We start from the raw sequence: 20,165 nt of genomic DNA, 5'->3' as shown, positions 1-20,165 counted from the left end.
AGAAAAAAACAGCCATGATGAAAACCACAATCCTTGCCTCCACCCTGTTGCTGGCCGTGTCCACTGCGGCGCAGGCGGCCAGCCCGCCGTCGACCTGGTGCGCCGCCGGCAAGCCGGTCAGATTCGCCGGTCTGAACTGGGAAAGCGCGTCGTTTCTGACCGAGCTGCTGCGCGAGGTGTTCGAGTCCGGCTACGGCTGCACGACCGATGCCCTGCCCGGCAATACCGTCACCATGGAAAACGCACTGGCCAACAACGACATCCAGGTCATCGCCGAGGAGTGGATCGGTCGCAGCGACGCCTGGAACCAGGCCGCTGCCGCCGGCAAGGTGGTCGGCCTCGGCAAGACCCTTACCGGCGCCAGCGAAGGCTGGTACGTGCCGGACTATCTGGTCAACGGCGATCGCAAGCGCGGCATTGCCGCCGCAGCCCCGGCGCTGAAATCGGTAGCCGACCTGCCGCGCTACGCCGCCCTGTTCCGGGACCCGGAATCCCCGGACAAGGGACGCTTCCTGAACTGCCCGACCGGCTGGACCTGCGAAGGCGTCAACTCGCAGAAACTGAAAGCCTACCGGCTGACCACCAGCTATACCAATTTCCGGCCCGGCACCGGTCCGGCACTTGATGCCGAGGTGGCCTCGGCCTACCGCCGAGGCAAGCCGGTGCTGTTCTACTACTGGACACCGACCGCGCTGATGGGCAAATACCGCTTCATCAAGCTGCAGGAACCGGCATACAACGAAGCCTGCTTCAAGACCCTGGCCGACAAGGACAATCCGGCGCCATGCGCATCCGCCTCGCCGGACGCGGTGATCCAGGCCGGCGCATCGCGCGCCTTCCACGCCGCCGACCCGGTCCTGGTCTCGGTCCTGCAGCGTTTCTCGGTGCCGATCGACCGCCTGAACGAAACGCTGGCACGGCAATCGACGCAAAAGCAGGACTGGCGCACGCTGGCACGCGCCTACATTGTCCGCTACCCGGAACAGGTCAAGTTATGGGTGCCGGCCGATATTGCCGGCAAGGTGATCGCCGCCGCCGAGAAACACCAGCGCTGACAGCAACCGGCAACGGGACCGCGCATGCACTACGCTGTGAAGCGTCTCCTGCGCGGATTTCCCCCATGAGCCCGTCACGCCCCCACGACAATCAGGTCCCCGATCTCTGCGGCTACAACCTGTATGCCAGCGATCCGGTGCTGCGCGACGCAGTCCGCCGCGCCGGCGCCAGCGACTTTGATCAAACCCTGCGCCGCATCGGCGCCACGCTCGGCGCCGCCGACATCCTGGCACTCGGCGACCGGGCCAATCGCCATCCGCCGACCCTGCAGGTGTTCGACCGGCTTGGCGAGCGCATCGACACCGTCACCTTCGATCCGTCATGGCACACCCTGCTGACGCTGCTGCGCGGCGAAGGCCTGCATGCGCTGCCGTGGACAGACCCGCGTCCGGGCGTCTGGGCCGCCCGTGCGGCGGGCTACTTTCTGCAGGGCCAGGTCGAGTCCGGCACGCTGTGCCCGGCCACGATGACCTTCGCCGCCATCCCGGTCCTGCAGCAGGACCCCGGGCTGTTCTCCCGCCTCGGCCCGCTGCTGCTGAGCCGCGAGCACGACCCGCGCGATCTGCCCTGGGAACAGAAGTACGCCGCCCTGATCGGCATGGGCCTGACCGAGAAGCAGGGCGGCTCCGATGTGCGCAGCAACCGCTCGTGGGCGGTGCCGTCCACCGCCGGCGGGCGCCGCGGCGCCTGGCGGCTGAACGGCCACAAGTGGTTCTTTTCCGCTCCGATGTGCGACGCGCACCTGGTGGTCGCCCGCGAGGACAATCCGCGCGACGGCCCGCTGTCCTGCTTTTTTGTCCCGCGCTGGCGACCTGACGGCAGTCGCAATGCCGTCCATATCCAGCGGCTGAAGGACAAGCTCGGCAACCGCTCCAACGCCAGCAGTGAAGTCGAGTTTCACGATGCGTGGGCCATGCCGGTCGGCGAAGCCGGGCGCGGTATCCCGATCCTGCTGGAGATGGCCACCCATACCCGCCTCGACTGCGTAATCGGCAGCGCCGCACTGATCCGCCGGGCTCTGGTCGAAGTGCTGCACCACACCCGCCATCGTTCGGCCTTTGGCCGCCCGCTGCGGGAACAGCCGCTGATGCGCAATGTACTGATCGACATGGCGCTGGAAAGCGAGGCGGCCACGCGGCTGATGATCCGGCTCGCCGCTGCGTTCGAGCAGGCCGCCGCCCCGGAGCCCGATCCGCTGGCACGGGCCTACCGCCGCATCGTGACACCGGCCGCGAAATTCTGGATCTGCAAGCGGGCCATCGAACTGACCGGTGAGGCCATGGAGATCTGGGGCGGCAACGGCTATGTCGAGGACGCGCCACTGGCGCGCCTGTTCCGCGAGGCACCGGTGAACTCGATCTGGGAGGGGTCGGGCAATGTCATGTGCCTGGACGTGCTGCGCGCCCTCCAGCGCGACCCGGACGGTGCCGCCCTGCTGCTGGCCGACTGGTCAGCCGCCTTCCGCGACGACTCGCTGCTGAGCGGCTGCCTGCACACCCTGCAGGCGCTGCTGGCCCAGCCAGCCGACGTGCAGGAGGCGCACGCAAGGCGGCTGGCACAGGGCATCATCCTGCTCGAACAGGCCCGGCTGCTGCGCGAACATGCGCCCGCCGACGTGTCCGGGCTGTTTATCGCCAGCCGCCTTGGCGACGGTGGTCTGCTGGCCCATGGCAGGGTCAGCGGCACTCTCGCCCTCGACGGACTGGCGGCGGGCGACACCCGCATGCTTGACCGCCACTGGGCCTGAACGCAGCACAAAATGTTGCACGCCAGCAAAAATCATGTTAGGGTGCAAGGACGCTGTAGCTTCTCATGAAGATTCAGCGACTTGCAAGTCATCGCCTACGCGGGCCGATTGCTTTCGGCCACAGGCAACCACTGCACCCAAGCAGCAAGGTTGCACTTGTGTCTTATTGAGCACACAAGTCCGGCGATGCCTGCCAGTCCTTCCCGTCGGCCTTGCATCCACCCTGTCACCGTCTATGCTGCTTGTAGCAGCGCATGGACCCGACAGGGCGATACCTGATTCGGGTCCATTCCAGACCGACGGTTACACAACGCTGCAGTCCAGGCGATTTCCCGTAACAATCGCAAGCCTACTATTCGTCAGCAGCGCAGATTTTCTGCCGCCGCAGACCGCCCGACGCGTTTCGACGCCAACGGCAAGGAGCTTGCCATGACACCTATATCGCTTTTCGACTATCCGGCCCAGGCCGACTGCATGACCCCTGCCAAATGACGGCAGGTACAACAACTATAAGGAAAACCACCATCATGAACTCGATCCATAACGACTTTCTGATCATCCATGCCCGCCCGCTTGCCGGCGGCCAGTTCGTACCGGCACTGCGCGTGCCGTCCAACGCCAAGCACAGCAATGTCCGACGCGCGTTGCTGCGTCAGGGCTTTGACACCACCAAGTGGCAAATTGCCCGCGAAGGCGAAGTGCTCGCCTGACCCGGCGCACTCCGATCAGAAAACGCTCCGCCCTGGCGGGGCGTTTTCTTTTGCCGGCGGCAACCTAGTCCATTTTGACTAACGCGACCCTAATATTTCTTTTTGCATATCCTTGTTTCATTTAATCTTAACGTCATTACCTGATATTTCATGCTCCCACATTGAGTATTCAATAGAATCTATGCCGACATAACAGCCTGAAAATAACATTTCAATATGGAAAACTTGAAATATTTTATGCTGGCCGATATGCGCATTGTCAAACAACAAAATCATCGACATTTACGTACAGTCTGTAATATCTTCTGCACGTGCAGATACCTGTCTGATCCTGTCCCATGCGGAGAGCGCCATGTCGGCCTATACCATCATGCAAATTCAAAGCGGCCTAGAACAGCGTTGCTGGGTCGTCATTTCGCCCCGGGGAATCACCCTGCCCGGCACCTATGTCATGGAAAAGGAAGCGAATCGCATGGCGATGCTTTACAACCGCATCACGGCCCGCCAGGAGCCGCCCAGCATGCCATTCCCCCGTTCAATACCCGAATCCAAGAGCTGACACGGCGGCAATCCTGACGAAAAAAACCGTTCCAGCAGTCAGCCAGCATGGTGCCAGCCAGTGCAGGTTAATGAATCAACGTCTCCCGAAACACATTCTCACCAATCCTCTCCCTGAGCCGAGCCGGGCTTTCCCTCTCCCCGGCACTGCCGACCTTAATATGGCCGGAACGGCAATACCTGAATGACGCAGCCAGGTTTTAATAGCGATTCGCAGTCCGGTGTGAATGTCAGTCAATTGGACTGACCTGCATGGGCGGCCCCGGCAGCCGCCGCCTGCCCCGCCTGCTTCCGACTTGACCAAGGTCAGATGCCGGCGCGCCGAGGAAGGGACAATAGCGTCAAATACGGGTGGCATTCCTGTCTGGAGACGACTACCCGAAACGCTTTCCCTGACTACCCTGAAGACTACCGTGTCGACTACACAACCGACTCCTTCCGACCTCGATCTGCTGCGACGGACCGTCGATCTCTCCGATATCGCCGTCTCGCGCGGCAACAAGCCTTACGCCGCCCTGCTGGCGGACCCGCGCGGACGCGTCGTCGCCGAAGCGCACAACACCGAATCCACTTCCGGAGACCCCACGGCCCATGCAGAGATCAATCTGATCCGTCTGCTGAAGCAACTGGACAGCCTGCCCCGCAAGGCCTTGACCCTGTACACCAACTGCCAGCCCAACGCGCTGTGCGTCGCCGCCATTCTCTGCAGCGGCATCTCCCGCGTCCTCTACGCCTACCCGCATCCCAGCACCGACACCGGCTACAGCCAGGATGAAACCATCGATTCGACCCGCATTATCGGTCCGCTGCTGAGCGCCTCCCCGGCTCCGCACTGATTCAAGCCGGCTTCCGGCTCCGCCACGCAAGCCACCTGACCGGGTGGCTCGCCGGCGTCATGTGCCGATCGGAAGAGTCATGGCAATCGCCCAAGCGACGAACGGTGGAACTTCTTCCATCCGGCATCGCTCCTATCCGGGCTGATCCACATTCCGTTTGTGCCGGGCCTGATCTGCCGTTCAGCGCAACGGAATGCCCACGCTACGCCGCGATCAGCCGGCCTGCATTTTGTGTTCACCGCCAGCCGTGATACAAATGTTTACAAAAATGCATTGTGAGTAACAGAAAATACTAATTGATAGTTTCATAATGTGCCCCAGATACTCCATCATCAATCATGTTCATCGAGGTGATTCACTATGCAACTGTTCAGCAAGATTCCCAATCCGCGTGAGATCCGCCGCAAGCTCGGCCTGAACCAGCAGGATTTCTGGAGCAAGATCGGCGTCACCCAGTCCGGCGGCTCGCGCTATGAATCCGGTCGCAACATGCCCAAGCCGGTGCGCGAACTGCTGCGCCTGGTCCACGTCGAGCATATCGATCTGGCACGGGTCAAGCACGAGGACTTCGAAATCATCGAGTACCTGAAGCAGACCCACCCCGATCTGTACAAGAGCCTGAAGAAAGCCGTCAGCGCCCAGGCAAAGCAGTCTGATGCCACGGTCCAGCTCTAAGCCTCCACCCCGCACTCGGCGGGAAAACGAAAACCCCCGGCAATGCCACTGCCGGGGGTTTTCCTTTCCCGAGAATCAGAAACCGTTTTCCAGTGCCAGTTGCCCCGGTGCAGTCAGCCGGCTGAGCCGGTAACCCATACTGATCAGCTGGCGATGGGTGTCCTCCACCATCTGCGGGTTGCCACAGATCATAATCCTGGCCCGCTCCGGCGTCAGCAGGCGACCGGTCGCCTGCTCCAGTTCGCCATTGGCCAGCAGCACCGGCAGACGCGCCGACAGGCAGCCCGGATGCGACTCGCGCGTGACCACCGGCTGATAATGCAGCTTGTGACCGTGCTCGGCCCACAGCGGATGGTCCCGCAGCGCCGCGATCTCGTCACGATAGGCCAGCTCGGCGGCTGTCCGCACGCTGTGAACCAGGGTCAGGGTGTCAAACCGGGACCAGACCGACGGCTCCCGGAGTATGGACAGGTACGGTGCCAGCCCGGTCCCGGTACCCAGCAACCACAGATCCTGACCGTCGACAAAGCGGTCGAGGGTGAAGAAACCGTTGGCGCGCTTGTCCAGCAGGATGTCGTCACCGGCTGACAGCCGGCTCAGCCGCGAGGTGAACTCGCCATCGGGCACGACAATGGACAGGAACTCCAGCTCGTCGTCCCACACCGCGTTGACCATCGAGTACGCGCGCCAGACGAAACCCTGCCCGGACGGCAGGCCAAGGCGGGCGAACTGGCCCGGAGTGAAGCGGAATCCGGCCGGGCGGCTCATGCGGAAGCTGAGCAGGGTATCGGTCCAGCGATGAACGGACAGCATGTGTTCGACGGTGTACTTCTCTTCGGCGGGGGCGGCCATCGGTCCTCTCTCCATTACCTGAGTAATTTACTCAGTTATTGTCCCCTGCTTCCCCACCAGACTCAACCCTGTGCGCAATGCGGGTTTCATGCGAAATGGAAAATAACTTTGCAATCAGCCACTTTTCCGTTCCATGGCAGCGGCTGTCGATTATTTTGCAAAAAGCCCTTTTCAAACCGGAAAAAGTTCTTTAATATTCGCCTCCTGTTCAGCGCCGTTCGCGACGCTAAACAAGGAGAGGTGGCAGAGTGGTCGAATGTACCTGACTCGAAATCAGGCGTAGGTGCATAACCTACCGTGGGTTCGAATCCCACCCTCTCCGCCAGAGCACAGCGAAAAAGCCCTGATTATTCAGGGCTTTTTCGCATTTCGCGTTTTCCAGTATGCCATCCTGGTCTGGCTTCCACTGGCACCGGCTACTTCGGGACACGGCCTTTCACGGCATTGGCGCGGGCATCACAAGTGATATGACCTGATCGCTGCGCCGGCAGGCGGCCACGTACCCGGGCCTTGAGATGCGCGAGGTCCTCCACCGCCATCGATGCAAGTATCATCCCGACACTCGGTGCGCCTAGCGCCGTCGCCCAGAAGTCGTCGAAATCGGCGAATGTGCGGTGCACAACGATCTCCCGCGTTTCAATCGCATCCAGGGCTGCGCCAGCCCACAAGTCCCGCATCATGTCGATGCGCGATGCATCGGGGCTAGGGGGCGCCGGCACCGTGATGCCAAGCCCGCGCATTTCCGCCAGCAGCGTCTCGTAGGGAAAGCCACCGCCTGCCATGTCCCATGCGTAAGCGGCAACGATGCCACCAGGACGCACTACCCGTCCCATTTCGGCAACCCCCCTGGCCGGATCGGCAACGAAGAAGATGACCAGCGGCATCACTGCGGCATCGAACGCGCTGTCGGGATAAGGCATCGCCATCGCATCCCCCTGCCGAAATTGCGCAGAGCACAGTTCGGGCCGTGCGCGGGCGTAGGCAAGCTGTTCCTCCGAGGGGTCCACGCCATGCACCGAAGCCGGATCGCAGCGCCCGACAAGCATCCCGGTAAAGGCGCCGTTGCCACAGCCCACGTCCAGCCATTGCTGGCCCGATGCAGGATCAAGCCAGTGGAGGAATGTTTCGCCCGCAAGCTGGCTCCACCTTCCCATATAGCGCTCATACGCAGCCCCATCGTGAAAGCGGATCTCACCAGTCTTCATATCAAACCTCATGAAAGATTCATCGGGAACCAAAGTCATGATAAAAGTTGAAGTCAACTTCAAGTCAATAAGAAGCGGCGGATATGGCCCTTTTCCACGACTCCGGTCCATCCAGAAGCAGAAATTTCCGGCCAGATAAGCCCGCTCCTGCCATGAAAAAGAGCCGCTTTGCGGAAGCGCAGATCGCCCTCGTCCTCAAACAGGCGACGCCGGGCATGTCGGTACCTGGCGCAAGAAGTACGGCAGGCTGAACACCACGGCGCCGGGACGCCCCCGGCTTACAACCCGGCCTCGCGCTGGAACAGCACCAGTGCCCGGCGCACGCCGCGCTGCAGCCAGCTGCGCCACGGTCCCTGCAGGCGGGCCACACCGGCCAGTTCTCGCGTTGGCGCCGACTGGCGCTCGCAGCGCTCCAGCCGCACCCGGAATACCGCTTCCAGCGGTACCAGCGCCTGCTGACGCTGCTCGGTCGCGATCGGCCCGCCGTACACGGAAGCCAGCAGCGGCTGGTCCAGCGTCGGCAGGTTCAGCCGGTCGATCTGGCCCAGTCGGCAGTGCACCGCCCAGCGTTCGCCACTGTCCGGCACGAAACGCGCCTCGTCGCCGCTCGCCAGTCCCGCCAGCGCGGCCTCGTCGACAAAGGCTTCGCCCTTGACGCCGTCCGGTCCGATCACATCGAGCAGCCGCTCGCCCTCGGCGATCACCGTGCCGGCCACCACCGACTCGTCGACATCCGCCACCCGGCCGTCAAACGGCGCGGTCAGCAGCAAGCGATTGGCCTGACGGCGCAGACCCTCCACCTGCTGTGCCGCAGCCTGCCACTGCTTGAACAGCACCGGCCCCAGCTGTTGCAACTCGGGGTGGAACGGCTGCTGGGCCAGTTGCTGGGCCAGTGCCTGTTCGCGCGCGTCGGCCAGCGTCAGCTGGGCCTCCAGCGCACTGGACTGCAGCCGCAGCAGCGGCTGGCCGGCCCTGACCTGCTGGCCGGGTCTGACCATCACCTGCTGCACCACGGACGGCGCCGGCGCATACAGCCCCTGGGAATGCAGGGCGGTCAGCACGGCCGGGCTGGCGATATCGGATTGCCACGGCACGGCGACGAACAGTGCCAGCGCCGCCAGCAGTGCCGCACTGCGCCGCGTTTCACGCTGCCAGCGCAGTTCGGCACGGCGCTGCCACCAGACTTTCAGCTCGCCGGCGATCGGCCGCACGATAAACCAGCCCAGCTCCACCGCCAGCATGAACAGGCCCAGCGCCTTGAAGAACAGGTGGTAAACCAGCAAGGCGATCGACAGGAACAGCACCAGCCGGTACAGCCAGGTTGCCCAGGCGAACAGGATCAGCCCGCGCTGGCGTGACGGCGGAAAGTGCTCCGGCACCGGATCGTCCAGTCCCAGCAGCAGGCGACGCATCTGCCACCGTGCCAGCGCAAAGGCGCGCTGGTGCAGATTCGGCATGCCCAGCCAGTCCACCAGCAGGAAGTAGCCGTCGAAGCGCATGAAGGGGCTGGCATTGATGGCCAGCGTTGCAAGCCAGGTTGTGGTCGCCAGCAGGAAGGAGCCGGCGCGCAGCGGTCCGTCCGGCAGCAGCGCCCACAGCAGGGTGGCGACGGCGGCTAGCATCAGTTCGGCCAGCATGCCGGCCGCGCCAATCAGCAGCCGCTGCCGTCGTGAGGGCAGCTTCCACGCATCATTGGTATCGGTGTAGAGCACCGGCATCAGCACCAGAAAAGCCACACCCATCGCCGGCACGCGACAGCCGAAGCGGTATGCGGTCAGCGCATGCCCCATTTCGTGCAGGACTTTGGCGAAGCCGAGCGACAGGCCGATCCCCAGCATCGCGCTGACGCCGGTGTAGGCGGAAAAGGTGTGCGTGAATTCATCCCAGCGGCGCGAGACCAGGGTCAGACCCAGTAGCGCAAGCCCACCCAGCCCCCACCAGAAGCCCGGTGTGAAAACCCAGGCGAACAGCGGTGCCAGCCGCGCCAGCAGTGCCTCGGGCCGGATCAGCGGAATGCGGAAAAACAGGTAATTCTTCAGCAGCCACATGGCGCGCGACGGCCGGCTGCCCTGATACAGCTGCCACAGCCACTGGTTTCTCTCGCTGCTGTCGGCTTGCACAAGCTGGTGGCGGGACAGGAAAGCGGATACCGCCAGCACGTCATCATTATCAACGTGCAGCGCCGTCTCGCAATTGACGGCATCGCGCACGGCGCCGATTTCGCCCAGCGACCAGCGCGCCAGAATTTCAAAGCTGGCCCAGTCCAGCTGGTAGAAGCGATTGGCGGCCGGATCGTGCAGCAGCCAGCTCGGCGAGCCGTCGGGTTGGGTCGGTCCGGCGTGCAGGCTCAGTTCCTGGCGGAGCCGCGGCAGGGAGGACTGGCTCATGCTACCAGCCCAGCCATTGCCGGGCGGCGGTCAGCGGACGACGCAGCAGGTAATAGCACATCGGTACCCAGTCGCCGTAGACCCGAGCCGTGCCCATCTGGCCAAGACGCGGCTTCTCGCCGGACTTGAACCGGGCCTGGAGCCGGTAGGCAAGCTGCCCGCCCTCGCTGACTTCGGCGCGGTAGGCCACGCGGCTGACTTCCGCATCGTAGGATTCGGTCGGCGCCGCATTCGGATACAGGGTGATGTCACTGCCCGGCTCGATGGCGATCGCCTCGCCGGCCGGCAGCCAGGCGGTCAGTTCGACCCGGGCCGGATCGGCAAGGGTCATGACCTTCTCGCCCGCCGTCACCGCACGTCCCAGCCAGTCACTGCGGTCCGAGAACACCACGACACCAGCGGCCGGCGCGGCGACATGCAGCCGCTGCAGCTCGCGGCCGGTATAGTCGGCCGTGATGGTTTTTTCTTCCATGCGCGCATGTTCCTGCGCCATGGCCTGCCTGGCCTTGTCGTCGGTCACCGCCAGCTGGGCACTGGCGCGGAAGCTCTCCTGTGCCGCATCGCGCTCGCGGCTGGCCAGCTCGAACTGGCCGGACAGCGCCGTGGCGTCCAGCGAGAACAGGGCTGTTCCCTGGGCCACGCGCTGGTTCGGTTGCACCCTGACGTCGGCAATCACGCCGGTCACCGGTGCGCGCAGCAGCCGCGGATTCTGCGGCACGACTTCGGCACGCGCCAGCACGCTGAGGCGGATCGGCAGGCAGGCCAGCACCACGACCAGCAGCAGCACGCGGCGGCGATGCCTGCCCACCGCCAGCCAGGAGCGCACCCGGTCACGCCAGTTGTGGCGCGGCGCGAACTGGCGCCAGGCATGGCTGTAGCCATGGGCCAGTTCGGCCGCCAGCTTCAGCTCGTACTCGCCCCAGCCCTGCTCGTGCGCCAGCAGCAACGCGCCGGCACCATCCAGCCGCAGCCAGAGCGCATGCGCCGGCAGCCAGGTTGCCCACTCGTCGGCCAGTGCCGGCGGCACGTCGGCCGCGCCCAGCTGCCGGCACGGACCGCCGTCCTGCTGGCGGAGATGGCTGAACAGCCGGTCCAGCCATTGCAGATACGGGGCCGTGGGATCGAGCTCGACCAGTCCGGACAGGGCGCCAACATGCCCGTGCGGCCCTTCATGCCACAGCGCGGCCTGGCGGTAGTCCAGCAGTTGCCGGGTTTCATTGACCATGATGAAACCCAGTTGCGCAGCACTTTCCGCCTCGCGGGCACGCCGCAGCAACTGCAGCAGCCCCGCGAGTTCGCGGGTGTGATCGACAGGATTCATTGCGGCCTTACTTGAAACTGGCCCAGCCGCTCATGCCGGGCAGCAGGCTGGCGGCATCACCATCGATCACCCCCACCACCGGGATGGACTGGCTGACCGGATCGATCTGCGCCCCGCGGCGTTCGACATGCGCCGGGAAACGGGTGCCGAGTTCGTCCACCACCACGGTGAAGCGGCTGCCTGGCGTCACGCGGGCCAGCCACTTGGACGGCACAATCATGCGCAGTTCCAGCTGGCCGGAATCGACGATGTCCAGCACCGGATTGCCCGGGCTGACGTACTGGTGCACGGCGGCAATGCGCCGCGCCACCCGGCCGTCGAACGGCGCGGTAATCGAGCACTTGGACACGACGGTCTGCATATAGCTGGTATCCGCCGCGGCTTCCTTGGCCTTGCCCCGCGACTGCGCCAGTTCGAGCGCACCGGCCGAATTCAGCCTGGCCAGCTGGTCATTGACCTTGACCAGCTGGCTGGCCGCTTCCAGCGAGGCCTGCGCCTTGCGCAGTTGGGCGCGGTAGCTGCCGCAATCGAAGCTGACCAGCAGGTCGCCGCGCTTGAAGCTGCCGCCTTCCTGCACCGGCAGCCGGGCAATCTTGGCGGCAATTTCGCCGGACAGGGTCACGGCATGGCGCGCCATCAACTGCACGCGAATGCGGCCATCGCTGGCCGGGGCGGCCAGCGCCCCGACACCGTGGCCCAGCAGAACGGCCAGCACGGCCAGGCGAAGTCCCGTTTTCACTGTTGTTCCCCCGCGATCGAGCCCTGCCACTGCTGCTCGGCCCCCTTGAACGCGGCGACCAGCGCCGGCAGGTCGTGGCCGGCGGCGGCGCTCGGCAACGGATCGAGGCCCAGACTGGCGCCCATCTGGCCATAGGCGTTCTGCAGGTCGCCATAACTCTGGTACAGGCGCAGCGACGAGAATACCGAGTTCGCATTGGCCAGGATCGACGGCAGACGGCCCTGCGCGCCGCTGTTGCTGGCATTGCGGTTCTGCTCGTAGATGCGCTGCTCGACGCCGTTGAGTTCCTTCTCGAGCCCGAACTGGCGAGAGCGGCCCTGGAAGTCGAGATAGGCGACGTGGACCTGGGTCAGCACCGCCATGCTCAGTGCCATGCGCTGTGCCTTGGCAACTTCCAGCTGTGCGTTGGCGGCACGGGTGATCGGGCCGGCATTGAACAGGTTCAGCAGATTCCAGCTGATGCGCAGGCCGGCATCGCCCCAGGCATTGTTGACCAGGAATTTGTTGCTGTCGTAATGCTCGCCGACGCTGAACTCAAGGCCCGGCAGCAGTTTGGCGATGGCCTTGCGCGTTTCCGCCGTGCCGATGCGCTCGTTGTAGCGTGCCTCGGCCAGTTCCGGCCGGTTCAGCAGCGCCATTTCTTCCATTCTGTCGATGCCGAGCGTCAGCGGCGGCAGGGTCAGCTCGGCCGGCACCGCCACGTCGAAGCGCTGGCCGGGCGGCACGTTCATGATTGCGGCCAGCCGCGGCTTGGCCTGCGACAGGGCATTGCGGATGATGCCCATCTGGCGGATCACATCGAGCAGCTGGCGGCGATAGGTCAGCGCTTCCAGTGGCGAGCGCAGCTTCTGCACTTCAACCTGGCGCGCATCCTCCATGGCGGCTTCGGCTTCCTTCAGCAGGCTGTCGATGCGGGTCTGCAGCTGCTGGGCCGCCACCGCCTGCCACCAGGCTTCGCGCACCTGCTGCATCATCTGCTGGGCGACCTTGCGCTTGCGCTGCTGCAGGATCAGCAGCCGGTCGGACTGCTGCTGCGACGTGTAGTAGCTGACGCCGAAATCGAGCACGTTCCAGCTCAGGCTCAGGTCAGCGGTGCGCTGCTGGCGCTCGGTGGACACCGACGGCACCAGCGATTGCTGGCCGGTTTCCACGTTCTGTGATGACGAGGCATTGTCCTTGTTGCGCGAGGTGAAACCGGCCCCCGCCGCCAGCCGCGGCAGCATGTCCAGGCTGGACAGGTCGAGCTGGCGCTGCGCCATCGCCTCTTCCATCAGCTTGACCCGGTAATCGAGGTTGTACTTCAGCGCCCGTGCCATCGCCTCCTGCAGGGTCACCGGCCCGCTCAGCGCCTCCTGGCTGCCAAACATGGCCTGGCGATCCGCTTCCAGCGTCGCCTGCCGCTCCTGAACGCTGATCGGCTTCGGGCTGACGGCGCAGCCGGTCAGGGCCAGCACCACGGCCATGGACAGCAACCGCAAGCCCCCGGCTTGCGGCAGCGCTTGTTGCAAGACTCGCATAACATCCCTTCTGAAATACTTTGAAATTGATATCCGGCTCCGGCCGGTGTCCGCCGTGCCTCAGGCCGGTTCCGGCAGGGTCGCCGGCGCCTGCCAGTCCGGCGCCGTGGCGACCCGCGCCCGCGCAAACTGCTCGCTCAGCGCCGGCTTGCCGCGTGCAGCCGGCTCGGCGGCCGGCGCCTCCGCGGAGGCCAGGCGCTGACCGAACTGCAACTGGAGACGGGCCTGACCGCGGTGACCGTCCTTGTCGAAGACGCTGACTTCAAGCGACAGCGTCCGGTTCCAGCCCGCCGGCGGCTTGCCGCTGAAAGTGCCGGTGGCCGGGTCGAAGTGCAGCCACGGCGGCAGCGGCTGGCCATTGCTCTGCCGCACCTGGATCGTCAGCCCGCCGGGATCGCGAGCAACGACCGTGCCGGCCGGCAGCTGGACGCTGAAACTCTGGTCGGCCTGGACCGACAGCACGCCAAGGTCCGGCACGATCCGGAGAACCGGCGCCCGGGCATCCAGACCGGTGCTGACGAAGCCGGACAGCCCGCTCCGCCCGCCGGTTCTCTCCCCGTCCCCGGTCAGCGCGGGCATGGCGAAATGGTCGAGGCCGAATTGTCTGGACTGGCCAAACGCCCGGTAACCGCCGGCATCCTGGACCGGCGCATCCCACGAAGCGATGGACGGCAGGCTGCCCGCACTGGTGCCGCCGGCCGTCGTGGCCAGTACGATATTCGGTGTAATCGGTGCCACGACCACGGCCGGCGCCGGGTGGCCGTCCCCGCCCGGCCGCGTCGGCGGCGAGGACGGCATGATCGGCGCCAGGTCCGTGGACGGCGTGCTGACCTGGTAGGCCGGCGCCGTGACCGGCTGCGACAGGGCGTTGCCGGCAAGGTCCGCCGCCGCACCGGACTTGATGACCAGCGACAGGTTGCCGTTGCCGCCCACGTCTCCCAGCTGGACGATAAAGGTGGTCGGGCTGCTGCGGGTAATGCTCAGGATGCTGCCGTGGGCGGTGCCCGAGGTCAGGATGGAGAGATCCGCGCTGGTCAGCATGTCCACCGGTTTGGAAAACGCCACGCTGTAGGCAGCCCGGTTACCGCTGACCGGCTGGGCATCCAGCAAGGCGACTTGCTGCACGGCCGGGGTCACGGTGTCGATGGTCAGGGTGAGCGCGGACGACAGCGCTCCGGTATTGCCGGCGGCATCGGTTCCGGTCGCCCGCACGCTGTGGTCACCGTCGGCCAGGGCGCTGGTCAGCGCATAGCGCCACGCGCCGCTGCCATCCGCCGTCGTCGTGCCGACCTGCACACCGTCCACGTACACCGCCACGGTGCTGCCGGCTTCCGCCGTGCCGACAAGGGTCGGCTGGTTGATACGGGTCACGCCGTCGCTGTGGCTGCTGCCGCTGTCGGTCGCCGTACTCAGTGCAACGCCGGACGGCGCGGATGGCGCGCTGGTGTCGATAGTCACCCGACAGGCAGGGGACAGGCCGCTGCTGACCGCGCCGCTGCTGGTCATGGCCGTGATGTCATGCACGCCGTCGGCCAGGCTGGAGACAAAGCTGTAGTGCCAGACGCCGGCACTATCCGCCACGGTGCCGTCCACCTGCACGCCATCCACATAGATGGTGACCAGACTGTTCGGAATGGCCGTTCCGCTCAGGGTCGGCATGTTGTTGCTGGTCACGCCGTCACTCTGGCTGCGGCCGGTGTCGCTGCCGACCGTCAGTCCGTCTACCGTCGGCACCAGCAGTTGCATCGCGATGACGCGGGTCACCGCTGCGCTGTCCTTGCTGCCGTCATTGACCCTGATGCTGACGGTACGGGACGCGGTGTCCGGCGAGGTCGAGCTGTTGTTGTAGGTCACGGCCTGCAGCGCTGCCTGCCATTGCGCCAGCGTCGCGGTACCGCCGCCGGACGTCAGGGTCAGCACCCCGGTACTGCTGTTGTAGCTGGCGCTGATATTGCCGTAGAGGCTGGCATTACCATTGCTGAACGCCAGCAGATCCTGATCGCTGTGGAAATTGCCGGTGATCGCCACCGTGGCACTGGCCAGCGTGCTGCTGTCCCGGTCCGACAGCGTGATGCCGCTGTCGACCACCACCGGCGTCGGCGTACCGCCGACCGGATAACTGCCGCTGCCGGCCGTGGCCGTGGCGATCGGCGTCTGGTCGGTGGCGGCCACCGTTACCGTCCGGCTGACCGCCGCGCTGTCCTTGCTGCCGTCATTGACGGCAAAGCTGATGGTGCGGGTGGCCGTGTTCGGCGTTACCGCGCTGTCGGTGTAGGTCACGGCCCGCAAGGCCGCCTGCCACTGCGCCAGCGTCGCCGTCGCCCCGCTGGAGGTCAGCGTCAGCACCCCGGTGCCGCTGTTGTAGCTGGCGACGATATTGCCGAAGGCGATCGCGCTGGTATTGCTGAATGCCAGTATGTCTTCGCCGCTGTGGAAGTTGCCGGTAATCGACACCGTGGCACTGGCCAGGGTGCTGTTGTCCAGGTCCGAGACCGTGATGCCGCTGTCGACCACCACCGGGGTGGATGCCGTGTTGTCGCCGGCGGCAAAGGCCGCACTGCCGCCGCTGGTCGTGGTGACCGGGGTCTGGTCGACCGCAGCCACGGTCACGCTGCGGCTGACCACGGCACTGCTCTTGCTGCCGTCGCTGACGCTGAAGCTGATGGTGCGGGTCGCGCTGTTTGGCGTCACCGCGCTGTCGGTGTAGGTCACTGCCCGCAAGGCTGCCTGCCATTGCGCCAGCGTCGCCGTCGCGCCGCTGGAGGTCATCGTCAGCACCCCGGTGCCGCTGTTGTAGCTGGCGACGATATTGCCGAAGGCGATCGCGCTGGTATTGCTGAATGCCAGTATGTCTTCGCCGCTGTGGAAGTTGCCGGTGATCGACACCGTGGCGCTGGCCAGGGTGCTGTTGTCCAGATCCGACACCGTAATGCCGCTGTCCACCACCACCGGGGTGGATACCGTATTGTCGCCGGCGGCAAAGGCGGCACTGCCGCCGCTGCCCGTGGCAACCGGGGTCTGGTCGACCGCCGTGACGGTCAGCGCCCGGCTGACCGTCGTGCTGCTGGCACTGCCGTCGTTGACCTGGAAGCTGATGGTGCGGGTGGCCGTGTTCGGCGTCACCGCGCTGTCGGTGTAGGTCACCGCCCGCAGTGCCGCCTGCCATTGCGCCAGCGTCGCCGTCGCGCCGCTGGAAGTCATCGTCAGCACCCCGGTGCCGTTGTTGTAGCTGGCAACGATATTGCCGTAGAGGCTGCTGTTGCCATTGCTGAATGCAAGGATGTCCTCGCCGGCGTGGAAATTGCCGGTGATCGACACCGTGGCGCTGGCCAGCGTACTGCTGGCGGTATCGGTCACGGTCATGCCGCTGTCAACGGCCACCGGGGTGGATGCCATGTTGTCGCCGGCAGTAAAAGCGCTGCTGCCGCCGCTGACGCTCACCACCGGCACGACACCCACCATGATCGAGGACGCCACGGCCAGGCTGGTGGTATCAACACCGCCATTGCCGGTGCCACCGCTGTCCCGGACCGACGTCAGCGTCACCACGCGGCTGCCGCCAATGGCGCTGCTGCTGCTGTCGCGATAGGTTATGCCGTTGACCACGCTGCTGGCCGTGGCACCGGACATGCCGCTGCTGACGAGGGTAACGGTGGCCACGCCCCCCGATACCGATACGGAAATGCTCAGCCCGTTGCCGGCACTGGTCAATGTATTGCCATTGGTCAGCGCCACGCTGCTGCCGTCGATCGTCAGGATTTCGCTGCTGCCATCATGCAGCCCGGAGACGGTCAGCGTCAGCTGGAGCAGGCTCTGGCCAGCCTCAACCGTGCTGAAGCTGGCGCCACTGAAGACCTGCACGGCGGCATCGCCGATGGTAAAGGCCGGATTCCTGCCGGTGGCGGTGGCCGTCGGCGCATCATTGACAGCTGCGACCGACACCGCGACATTGCCCGAGCTGCTGGCGCCATGCCCGTCGTTGACGCTGACATTGACCGTACGGCTGGCCGTGCCGGGATCACTGCTGCCATTGTTGAAGGTCAGCGCAGCGACCAGGATGCTGACCCGGGCCGGCGTCGCATTGCTGTTGAAAGTGATGACCAGGTCATGGCCACTCACCCCGTCGCCGGCGATGACACCAATGGCGACACCACCCACAGTCACCACACTGCCCACGCTGGTGCCGCTGCTCAGCGCCACCGTGCCACTGGTATCGATGCCCAGCGCATCCTGGCTCTGCCCGTTGGCGGTAATGCGCACCGTCACATTGCCGCCGGTAAAATCGGGCGAATCACTGTCGGTCACGGTCACGGCACTGCCGGTATCCAGTTTTACCGCCCCGCCCTTTTCGGTAAAGGTCGGGTTGTCACCATTCAGATTGCCGATCACCGGGGCAATATTGGCGGCAACCGTGACGTTCCGGGTCACGGTCGTACTGTCGTTGCCCCCGTCATTGACGGTAAAGCTGATGGTACGGGTAGCCGTATTCGGTGACAGCGAGGTGTCCTGGTAGGTGACCGCGCGCAGCGCCGCCTGCCATTGCGCCAGGGTGGCGGTCGCCCCGCTGGAGGTCATGGTCAGGATGCCGGTGCTGCTGTTGTAGCTGGCGCTGATGTTGCCGAAGGTGACGCTGTTGCTGTTGCTGAACGCCAGCAGGTCTTCCCCGCTGCGGAAGTTGCCGGTAATCGCCACCGTGGCGCTGGCCTGGGTGGCGCTGTCGGTATCAGTCACGATCATGCCACTGTCGACCGTCACCGCATTGCCGGTGCCGCCACTGTAGGCACTGCTGCCACCACTTGGGGTCAGTACTGGCGCAACGGTCGGTGCGCGGAAGTTGGTGGCCGTGACATTGTCGACACCGAAAGCACCGGTAACCTGGTATGAGCCATCCGCCTGGATACGGAACGAATCGATGCCCTTGAACGCATCATTGCCGGAGACGTTGAAGCTTATCAGCAGCCCGCCGAGATTGGTGTCGGTCAGCATCAGGCTCAATATCGCACCACTGACCGCCACACCATCCCGGTAACCCACCAGCCGGACTACCCCGGAACTGCCGACTGACGGGCCGGCAATGGCCACATCGACCCGGGCCAGATCGAACAGGTAGCCGTTGTTCGCACTGAGCGACATGTAAGCCAATGGCATGCCATCATTACTGCCCCCACTGATCATGAGGGTCTGCCCGGTCATCGCCTCGGCACTGATATAGCAATTGGTTGCAGCCGCCGATTTCAGCAGCACATCCCAGCCCTCCACATTGCTCGCGGTCAGGCCGACGCCGTACGAACCACCAATGGCGAGATACGGACCGTTGCTCACATTGTCGAAACTCGTCGTGCCATTCACCGGCTGTGCCAGCAGATAGCTGTAGGCCGGCCGCAGCCCGGTCACATCAATATGGCCGCTGCTGCGCTCCAGCACCCAGTCGCCGCCCAGGCTGCTGGCACCGGTCATGTCGGTGGACGCCGCCACATCGGCCTGGGTATAACGGGCCAGGCTGTCAACAAAGGTGGCACCGGCCTGGCCGGCCGCGATATTGCAGCCGTACAGCAGGATGTCGCCATTGGCGCTCAATGCCTGGCCGATGGTCGACAGCTCCGCCTGATGGCTGGCCATATTGGCACCGTTGAGCGTCTGCGTGCCCAGCAGCAGATTGCCCTCGGTACCGTGCGACAGGATGTGAATGGCACTGTAGCCGCTGTGCGACTGCGCCCACCGGGCGATCTGTGCCAGCCCGTCGCCCCGGCCGTCCAGCATCACCACCTCGGTGCCCGGCGGCATCTGCGACACCAGCGACTGGTAATCGCGCACGCCGGAGTCGATAAACACCACCTGCCGGCCGGAGACGGCTGCGGACTGTTCGGCCACCGGGCGCTCGGCGGCAGCGGGTGTCGCGGGCGCTGCGGCATCGGACCGGGTCGCCGACGTATCGCGTGTCGCATCGACATGGGTATCGGCCACGGCGGCCGTGGCGACGACCGCGCCATCGAACATCAGCCGCGGCTCCAGTGCCAGCATCAGAAGGCCACGTTTGCTGCGGGGCCGGCTTGCCACAGCAGGGGCCGGGTGGTGGGACGGTTTCATATTCATGACGGCCTCTGCTTGCACATCGGGAACACGACATCCGGACCGATTGTCATCGGCCTGAGTGTCGAACATTTTTTGGTAAAGTGGACATCATGAAAATTTCACATGTCCTGCCGGCCTGAGTGGCAGGGGCGCCGCCAGGCCCTTCCCCGGCCATGGCATGAATTGCCGCGCCAGGGCGGCATCGGGGGCGGACCCCGCATCCGGTTCTCCGAAAACCGCAGGCGCCTGCCATTCGCTGCTTCACGGCTTTCCGCCGGACCATCCGCCCCCTCAGCGTGGTGCCTCCCCCCGGCGGCACTACTACCTTGGCATAGTGTATATGCAATATTTGCTACGAGGATATAGTCCAAATTTCGTAGATCAGCGTGTTCCGCACTGTTTATATGTCATGATTTTTTCATTTTCGCGGCAAGCAGACTTACGTTATATATATTCCGCCGTTTTCTCAGATTTGCTCAGCCAGCCTCTC

The 20,165-nt window shown here is 64.8% G+C and carries 13 protein-coding genes and 1 tRNA gene; 7 read left to right on the top strand and 7 right to left on the bottom strand.

What is annotated here, in order from left to right; genetic code table 11:
• Window positions 1–14: 14 nt before the first annotated feature.
• The 6 genes from Q352_RS0109335 to Q352_RS0109310 all read left to right on the top strand — a co-directional run bounded on the left by Q352_RS0109335 (window position 15) and on the right by Q352_RS0109310 (window position 5,582).
• On the top strand, window positions 15–1,055 hold the full coding sequence (locus Q352_RS0109335) for an ABC transporter substrate-binding protein (protein ID WP_028499113.1): 1,041 nt from the start codon (window positions 15–17) through the stop codon (window positions 1,053–1,055).
• A 65-nt stretch (window positions 1,056–1,120) separates the two neighbouring features.
• Window positions 1,121–2,803 carry an acyl-CoA dehydrogenase family protein gene (locus Q352_RS0109330; RefSeq protein WP_028499112.1) on the top strand — a complete coding sequence of 561 codons (1,683 nt, stop codon included), beginning with the start codon at window positions 1,121–1,123 and terminating at the stop codon, window positions 2,801–2,803.
• Between the two features lie 527 nt (window positions 2,804–3,330).
• Window positions 3,331–3,513 carry a hypothetical protein gene (locus Q352_RS0109325; protein WP_028499111.1) on the top strand — a complete coding sequence of 61 codons (183 nt, stop codon included), beginning with the start codon at window positions 3,331–3,333 and terminating at the stop codon, window positions 3,511–3,513.
• Between the two features lie 352 nt (window positions 3,514–3,865).
• A complete protein-coding gene (locus Q352_RS0109320; protein WP_028499110.1) occupies window positions 3,866–4,072 on the top strand; it encodes a hypothetical protein in 207 nt (68 codons plus the stop codon).
• A gap of 412 nt (window positions 4,073–4,484) precedes the next feature.
• Window positions 4,485–4,907, top strand: a complete 423-nt coding sequence (locus Q352_RS20490) for a nucleoside deaminase (protein ID WP_051528821.1) — start codon at window positions 4,485–4,487, stop codon at window positions 4,905–4,907.
• 360 nt (window positions 4,908–5,267) lie between these two features.
• Window positions 5,268–5,582 carry a helix-turn-helix domain-containing protein gene (locus tag Q352_RS0109310; RefSeq protein ID WP_028499109.1) on the top strand — a complete coding sequence of 105 codons (315 nt, stop codon included), beginning with the start codon at window positions 5,268–5,270 and terminating at the stop codon, window positions 5,580–5,582.
• A gap of 75 nt (window positions 5,583–5,657) precedes the next feature.
• On the opposite strand, the gene Q352_RS0109305 is transcribed toward Q352_RS0109310, so the two are convergent.
• Entirely contained in the window at window positions 5,658–6,434 is a 777-nt protein-coding gene (locus tag Q352_RS0109305) for a ferredoxin--NADP reductase (RefSeq protein WP_028499108.1), read from the bottom strand.
• A gap of 234 nt (window positions 6,435–6,668) precedes the next feature.
• Here Q352_RS0109305 and Q352_RS0109300 point away from each other — a divergent pair.
• Window positions 6,669–6,759, top strand: a tRNA-Ser gene (locus tag Q352_RS0109300).
• 91 nt (window positions 6,760–6,850) lie between these two features.
• Here the strand turns inward: Q352_RS0109300 and Q352_RS0109295 are convergent.
• From Q352_RS0109295 to Q352_RS20485, 6 genes are all read right to left on the bottom strand, one after another.
• On the bottom strand, window positions 6,851–7,678 hold the full coding sequence (locus Q352_RS0109295) for a class I SAM-dependent methyltransferase (protein ID WP_211249613.1): 828 nt from the start codon (window positions 7,676–7,678) through the stop codon (window positions 6,851–6,853).
• 239 nt (window positions 7,679–7,917) lie between these two features.
• Entirely contained in the window at window positions 7,918–10,026 is a 2,109-nt protein-coding gene (locus tag Q352_RS0109290; RefSeq protein ID WP_028499106.1) for a site-2 protease family protein, read from the bottom strand.
• Window position 10,027: 1 nt separating this feature from the next.
• Window positions 10,028–11,347 carry an efflux RND transporter periplasmic adaptor subunit gene (locus Q352_RS0109285; RefSeq protein ID WP_028499105.1) on the bottom strand — a complete coding sequence of 440 codons (1,320 nt, stop codon included), beginning with the start codon at window positions 11,345–11,347 and terminating at the stop codon, window positions 10,028–10,030.
• Window positions 11,348–11,354: 7 nt separating this feature from the next.
• On the bottom strand, window positions 11,355–12,086 hold the full coding sequence (locus Q352_RS0109280) for an efflux RND transporter periplasmic adaptor subunit (RefSeq protein WP_234412957.1): 732 nt from the start codon (window positions 12,084–12,086) through the stop codon (window positions 11,355–11,357).
• On the bottom strand, window positions 12,083–13,603 hold the full coding sequence (locus Q352_RS0109275) for a TolC family protein (RefSeq protein ID WP_028499103.1): 1,521 nt from the start codon (window positions 13,601–13,603) through the stop codon (window positions 12,083–12,085). The genes Q352_RS0109280 and Q352_RS0109275 overlap by 4 nt, the downstream gene beginning before the upstream one ends.
• A gap of 60 nt (window positions 13,604–13,663) precedes the next feature.
• A complete protein-coding gene (locus Q352_RS20485) occupies window positions 13,664–19,624 on the bottom strand; it encodes a DUF4347 domain-containing protein (RefSeq protein WP_051528820.1) in 5,961 nt (1,986 codons plus the stop codon).
• Between the last annotated feature and the right edge of the window lie 541 nt (window positions 19,625–20,165).

Origin of the sequence: Microvirgula aerodenitrificans DSM 15089, from assembly GCF_000620105.1 — a bacterium.
GTDB lineage: Bacteria > Pseudomonadota > Gammaproteobacteria > Burkholderiales > Aquaspirillaceae > Microvirgula > Microvirgula aerodenitrificans.
Note: the sequence above shows the minus strand (reverse complement) of the source record. Positions and strands in the feature narration are given on the sequence as shown.

What these genes read in the sequence shown, in the direction of transcription:
- Q352_RS0109335 (WP_028499113.1), top strand. Translation starts at nt 15, where the DNA reads ATGATGAAAACCACAATCCTTGCCTCCACCCTGTTGCTGGCCGTGTCC.
- Q352_RS0109330 (WP_028499112.1), top strand. Translation starts at nt 1,121, where the DNA reads ATGAGCCCGTCACGCCCCCACGACAATCAGGTCCCCGATCTCTGCGGC.
- Q352_RS0109325 (WP_028499111.1), top strand. Translation starts at nt 3,331, where the DNA reads ATGAACTCGATCCATAACGACTTTCTGATCATCCATGCCCGCCCGCTT.
- Q352_RS0109320 (WP_028499110.1), top strand. Translation starts at nt 3,866, where the DNA reads ATGTCGGCCTATACCATCATGCAAATTCAAAGCGGCCTAGAACAGCGT.
- Q352_RS0109310 (WP_028499109.1), top strand. Translation starts at nt 5,268, where the DNA reads ATGCAACTGTTCAGCAAGATTCCCAATCCGCGTGAGATCCGCCGCAAG.
- Q352_RS0109305 (WP_028499108.1), bottom strand. Translation starts at nt 6,434, where the DNA reads ATGGCCGCCCCCGCCGAAGAGAAGTACACCGTCGAACACATGCTGTCC.
- Q352_RS0109295 (WP_211249613.1), bottom strand. Translation starts at nt 7,678, where the DNA reads ATGACTTTGGTTCCCGATGAATCTTTCATGAGGTTTGATATGAAGACT.
- Q352_RS0109290 (WP_028499106.1), bottom strand. Translation starts at nt 10,026, where the DNA reads ATGAGCCAGTCCTCCCTGCCGCGGCTCCGCCAGGAACTGAGCCTGCAC.
- Q352_RS0109285 (WP_028499105.1), bottom strand. Translation starts at nt 11,347, where the DNA reads ATGAATCCTGTCGATCACACCCGCGAACTCGCGGGGCTGCTGCAGTTG.
- Q352_RS0109275 (WP_028499103.1), bottom strand. Translation starts at nt 13,603, where the DNA reads ATGCGAGTCTTGCAACAAGCGCTGCCGCAAGCCGGGGGCTTGCGGTTG.
- Q352_RS20485 (WP_051528820.1), bottom strand. Translation starts at nt 19,624, where the DNA reads ATGCTGGCACTGGAGCCGCGGCTGATGTTCGATGGCGCGGTCGTCGCC.